Origin of the sequence: uncultured Nevskia sp. (genome assembly GCF_903885465.1) — a bacterium.
Taxonomy (GTDB): domain Bacteria; phylum Pseudomonadota; class Gammaproteobacteria; order Nevskiales; family Nevskiaceae; genus Nevskia.
Genome location: NZ_CAISIQ010000385.1, coordinates 1 through 5088, shown reverse-complemented (window position 1 = coordinate 5088; position 5088 = coordinate 1). Strand labels below are relative to the sequence as shown.

The following is a 5088-nucleotide window of genomic DNA, read 5'->3' as shown; positions in this document are numbered from 1 at the left end:
TCGGGCGGCAGCGGTGGCGGCGTATTCAGCGGCAGATCACCAACGCGAGAACCCAGCCGGACTCAGGGCTTGCCGATGAAGTGGGACTTGCTCAACTCGACACCCGAGTGACGCAGGATGTTGTAGGCCGTCGCCGAGTGGAAATACAGGTTCGGCAGCACGAAACCGGTCAGGTAGCTCTGGCCCGTGAAGTTCAGCTCGCCGAACGGCGTCTTCATGACGATAGGACGATCCTCGCTGCCATCAATCTGAGCCGCTTCAAAGCCGCGCAGGAACGCCGAGGTCCATTCGATGCGCTCGATCAGTTCGGCGAAGGTCTTTTCGGTATCGGCCTTCGGCGGCGGATCGATGGCCGCAAGGCGGGCAGCACCGCCCTTGACCATGTCGCAGGCAATCTGCACCTGACGCGAGAACGGAAACATGTCCGGATACAGGCGCGAGCCGAGCAGCACCAGAGGGTCGATCTTGCGCGCCTCGGCATGGGCAGCGCCGGCTGCCAGCACATTGCCGAGGTTGTTGAGCGCCCTCAGGAAAACCGGCACGGAGGCCTGATACATCGAGATAGTCATCGGCTGCTTCCTGGAGTGAGGAGGGATTTCGAGCGCGCCAGCTTACTCGAACTCGCCGTAGCCTCCATGCACGCGACGCACCACATGGCCGGCCTCGGCGAGCGCGGCAATAATCTGGTTGGCATGCGCCACATCCTGAGCCTCGACGAGCATTTCCAGGGTCGCGCGCTTGGCGTGGCTACCGGCCGACAGCCGCTCGTGATGGACCTGCACGATGTTGCCGCCGGCGGTGCCGACACAACCGGCCACGCGGGCCAGAAAGCCGGGGCTGTCCTCGATCTCGATCGACAGGCTGACCAGCCGCGATTCATGCACCAGCTGGCGCAGCAGCACCGAAGCCAGCAGACGCGGATCGATGTTGCCGCCGCAGACGATCAGCCCGATCTTGCGGCCAGCGTAGCGTGCCGGATCGGACAGCAGCGCAGCCAGGCCGGTCGCGCCGGCACCTTCGGCCACCACTTTCTCGACATTGGCGAGCAGGCCGACGGCGCGCTCGATGGATGGCTCGTCGACCCGGACCAGTTCATCGGCGTGGGCGCGGATGATTGGCAGGGTGCGCTTGCCGATGCCTTTCACGGCGATGCCTTCGGCGATCGTCGGGCCGCCTCTGACCAAGGACGGATCACCCTGGATCGACGCATAAGCCGAGCAGTAGCCAGCGGATTCGACACCGACGATGCGCAGCTTCGGGTTCAGATCGTGAGCCGCGATCGCGTTGCCGGAGAACAGGCCGCCGCCGCCGATCGGGATCACCAGGGTATCGAGATCAGGCACGTCGGCGAGCATTTCCAGCACGATGGTGCCCTGCCCGGCCATCACATAAGGATCGTCATAGGGGTGCACCAGCGTCATGCCGCCCTGCTCGACCAGCTCGCGCTGCATGTAATCGAAAGCGTCGGCCAAGGTCTCGCCGTGCAGGATCACTTCACCGCCAAGATCGCGGGTATTGCGGACCTTGGTGAATGGCGTGTTCACCGGCATCACGATGACGCTGCGGATGCCCAGCCGCGTGGCGTGATGGGCGACCGCCTGGGCATGGTTGCCGGCGGACATCGCGGCGACACCGGCCTCGCGTTCGGCCTGGGTCAGGCGTGCCAGCTTGTTGATCGCGCCGCGCTCCTTGAACGAAGCGGTGAACTGGAAGTTCTCGAACTTCAGCCAGACTTCGGCCCCGGTCAGCTTCGACAACACCAGCGAAGGCGCGCAAGGCGTGCGCAGCACTTGCCCGGCGATGACGCGGGCCGCGTCGCGGACATCATCGGCAGTGATCGCGAGAGGCTCACTCATGGTCGTCGCAGCTCTAAAGGCAGTGGTCGATTATAGGTAGGCGACGGATCCAGGCTCCCTGCATGACAGTTTCCCCGCCAGTCGCTGATAATCCGCGCCCTGAATTCCAAAGCACCGCAGACCGTCATGAGCCAATACGTCTACACGATGAACCGGGTCGGCAAGACCGTTCCGCCGAAGCGGGAAATCCTGCGCAACATCTCGTTGAGCTTTTTCCCTGGCGCGAAGATCGGCGTGCTCGGCTACAACGGCTCGGGCAAATCGACCCTGCTGAAGATCATGGCTGGCGTCGACAAGGAATTCTCCGGCGAAGCGCGGCCGATGCCGGGGCTGAAAGTCGGCTATCTGCCGCAGGAACCGCAGCTCGATCCCGCCAAGGACGTGCGCGGCAATGTCGAGGAAGCGCTGTCGGAAATCACCGACACGCAGGCGCAGCTCGATGCGGTCTACGCGGCCTATGCCGACGAGAACGCCGACTTCGACAAGCTGTCGGCGAAGCAGCAGGAACTTGAAGGCAAGCTGGAAGCGCTCGATGGTCACAACCTCAACGTGATCATGGACAAGGCCGCCGAGGCGCTGAATCTGCCGCCGTGGGACGCCGATGTCACCAAACTGTCCGGCGGCGAACGTCGTCGCGTGGCGCTGTGCCGCTTGCTGCTCAGCAAGCCGGACATGATCCTGCTCGATGAACCGACCAACCATCTCGACGCCGAATCGGTCGCCTGGCTGGAGAAATTCCTCAAGGATTTCCCGGGCACGATCATCGCCGTCACCCATGACCGTTACTTCCTGGACAACGTCGCCGGCTGGATTCTCGAACTCGATCGCGGCCACGGCATTCCCTGGCAGGGCAACTACTCGAGCTGGCTGGAGCAGAAGACCAATCGCCTGAAAGCCGAAGAGAAATCCGAAGACGCGCGCCAGAAGGCGCTCTCCGAAGAACTCGAATGGGTGCGCAAGAATCCGAAGGGCCGGCAGTCGAAATCGAAGGCGCGCATCAAGGCTTACGAAGAACTGGCCTCGCAGGAATTCCAGGCTCGTGCCGAAACTCAGGAGCTCTACATCCCGCCCGGCCCGCGCCTTGGCGACATGGTTCTCGAGGTTCAGGACGTCGGCAAGAAGTACGGCGATCGCTGGCTGTATCAGGGCCTGAATTTCACCGTACCGAAAGGCGCGATCGTCGGCATCATCGGCGCCAACGGCCGCGGTAAGACCACCCTGTTCCGCATGCTGCTCGGTCAGGAAAAGCCCGACGGTGGTTCGATCCGCATCGGCGAAACGGTCAAGTTCGCCTATGTCGACCAAAGCCGCGATGCGCTCGAAGGCGACAAGACCGTGTTCGAAGAAATCAGCCAGGGCCAGGACATCATCCGCGCCGGCTCGTTCGAGATGCCGTCACGCGCCTACATCGGCCGCTTCAACTTCAAGGGCGAGGCGCAGGGCAAACGCCTGAAGGATCTGTCCGGCGGCGAACGCAATCGCGTGCATCTGGCCAAGATGCTGCTGACCGGCGGCAACGTGCTGCTGCTCGATGAACCGACCAACGATCTCGACGTCGAAACCCTGCGCGCACTCGAAGAAGCGGTGCTGAATTTTGCCGGCTGCGCGCTGGTCATCTCGCATGATCGCTGGTTCCTCGATCGCGTCGCCACGCATATTCTGGCATTCGAGGATTCCGGCGAAATCGTCTTCCTGGAAGGCAATTACGGCGAATACGAAGCCGATTTCCGGCGCCGCACCGGCTCGGAACCTGGCGTCAATCGCCGCTCGCGGCACAAGAAACTGGCCTGAGTCTTCCGCTTCGATTCGGCTTTCAAACCCGAGCCCGCCGCAGATCGTTTCGATCTACGGCGGGCTTTTTCATGGGCCGATTTCAGAAGCGACACGCACAAAAAAACCCGGCGGTTACCCGTCGGGTTTGTTCGTTGCTGCTGGTGCGCCCGGAAGGATTCGAACCTCCGACCCCTTAGTTCGTAGCCAAGTGCTCTATCCAACTGAGCTACGGGCGCATTGACTGGTACAGATGCTTGCTCGATGGCGGAGAGAGAGGGATTCGAACCCTCGATAAGGTTTTAAAGCCCTATACTCCCTTAGCAGGGGAGCGCCTTCGTCCACTCGGCCATCTCTCCAGTTTTGCAGAGAGCAAGGCTGCGATAAATCCCAAACATAATAACGTGATCTGACGACTTCGTAAAGCAGTTTTTTGCAGCTGGAGCACTCAGTTGAGCGTTCCGCCATCATCTGAGCGCTCGGTGCGGATTCGCTCGAATATCTCTTCGCGGTGCACGCTTACATCCTTCGGTGCCTTCACGCCGATGCGAAACTGATTACCCTTGATTCCGAGCACGGTCACCTGGACATCTTCTCCAATGACCAAGGTTTCTCCAACTCGGCGGGTCAAAATCAGCACTGCGCGTTCTCCAAATCCTATGTCGATGCGTCAAATTTTTGACGCTTTTCATGGCTTTCGCAGCCATGGCTTAATAAATCGGCCCTTATGATATGACAATCAGATTTTCGCTGCCCGACTTACACTTAAAGGCCCGAGTCCGCACGTCCACGACCTACCTCAGATCACATGCCAACGATAACAGGTGTTCACATCTGATTCGAGTATGAGCAAGACGAGAGCGCTGGGTAGTTCGGATCAGGCTGCAAGATCAAACGCCTTGTGCAGGGCACGGACGGCCAGCTCGAGGTACTTGTCCTCGACGACCACCGAAATCTTGATCTCCGAGGTCGAGATCATCCGGATGTTGATGCCCTCCCCGGCGAGCGTCCGGAACATCTTGGCTGCGATGCCGGCATGGGAGCGCATCCCCACGCCAACCAGCGACACCTTGCAGATATCGAGTGAACTGCGGACGCCCTTTGCGCCGAGCTCATCAGCCACCTTGCGTGCAACCTCGGTCGCCCGTTCGTACTCATTGCGGCTGACCGTGAAGGTGAAATCGGTCGTGCCATCGGCTCCGACGTTCTGCACGATCATGTCGACCTCGATATTCGCCTCGCCGATCGGACTCAGGATCGAGGCTGCGATACCGGGACGATCCGGCACGCCAGACACGGTGAGCTGGGCCTCATCGCGGCTGAAGGCGATGCCCGAGATCAGGGGTTCTTCCATTGCATGTTCCTCAAGAGTGATCAGCGTGCCCGGGCCTTCCACAAACGTGGACAGCTCGCGCAGCGGGACTTTGTACTTGCCAGCGAATTCGACCGAGCGGATCTGCAG

At 61.1% G+C, this 5088-nt stretch carries 5 protein-coding genes and 2 tRNA genes; 1 reads left to right on the top strand and 6 read right to left on the bottom strand.

Going from position 1 to position 5088, the window contains the following annotated elements; all coding sequences use genetic code 11:
• Nucleotides 1-62: 62 nt before the first annotated feature.
• Both QZY06_RS15075 and QZY06_RS15070 read right to left on the bottom strand, forming a co-directional pair.
• Nucleotides 63-569: a DUF1993 family protein gene (locus QZY06_RS15075; protein WP_295685889.1), complete on the bottom strand. Its 507-nt coding sequence runs from the start codon at nt 567-569 to the stop codon at nt 63-65.
• Between the two features lie 42 nt (nt 570-611).
• Entirely contained in the window at nt 612-1856 is a 1245-nt protein-coding gene (locus QZY06_RS15070; RefSeq protein ID WP_295685888.1) for a threonine ammonia-lyase, read from the bottom strand.
• 126 nt (nt 1857-1982) lie between these two features.
• Between QZY06_RS15070 and ettA the strand changes: the two genes are divergently transcribed.
• The gene (gene ettA, locus QZY06_RS15065) at nt 1983-3647 is read left to right on the top strand and encodes an energy-dependent translational throttle protein EttA (RefSeq protein ID WP_022975405.1); all 1665 of its coding nucleotides are present in this window, start codon (nt 1983-1985) and stop codon (nt 3645-3647) included.
• Nucleotides 3648-3788: 141 nt separating this feature from the next.
• On the opposite strand, the gene QZY06_RS15060 is transcribed toward ettA, so the two are convergent.
• The 4 genes from QZY06_RS15060 to QZY06_RS15045 all read right to left on the bottom strand — a co-directional run.
• Nucleotides 3789-3865, bottom strand: a tRNA-Arg gene (locus QZY06_RS15060).
• 26 nt (nt 3866-3891) lie between these two features.
• Nucleotides 3892-3985: transfer RNA gene (locus tag QZY06_RS15055), tRNA-Ser, on the bottom strand.
• 89 nt (nt 3986-4074) lie between these two features.
• A complete protein-coding gene (gene csrA / locus QZY06_RS15050) occupies nt 4075-4266 on the bottom strand; it encodes a carbon storage regulator CsrA (protein ID WP_295685887.1) in 192 nt (63 codons plus the stop codon).
• A gap of 237 nt (nt 4267-4503) precedes the next feature.
• Nucleotides 4504-5088, bottom strand: a 585-nt coding sequence (locus QZY06_RS15045) for an ACT domain-containing protein (protein WP_295685886.1), incomplete at its 5' end; no start/stop codon positions are given.

Bases quoted from the DNA above. Each gene is read 5' to 3' on its own strand.
- QZY06_RS15070 (WP_295685888.1), bottom strand. From the start codon at position 1,856: ATGAGTGAGCCTCTCGCGATCACTGCCGATGATGTCCGCGACGCGGCC.
- QZY06_RS15075 (WP_295685889.1), bottom strand. From the start codon at position 569: ATGACTATCTCGATGTATCAGGCCTCCGTGCCGGTTTTCCTGAGGGCG.
- ettA (WP_022975405.1), top strand. From the start codon at position 1,983: ATGAGCCAATACGTCTACACGATGAACCGGGTCGGCAAGACCGTTCCG.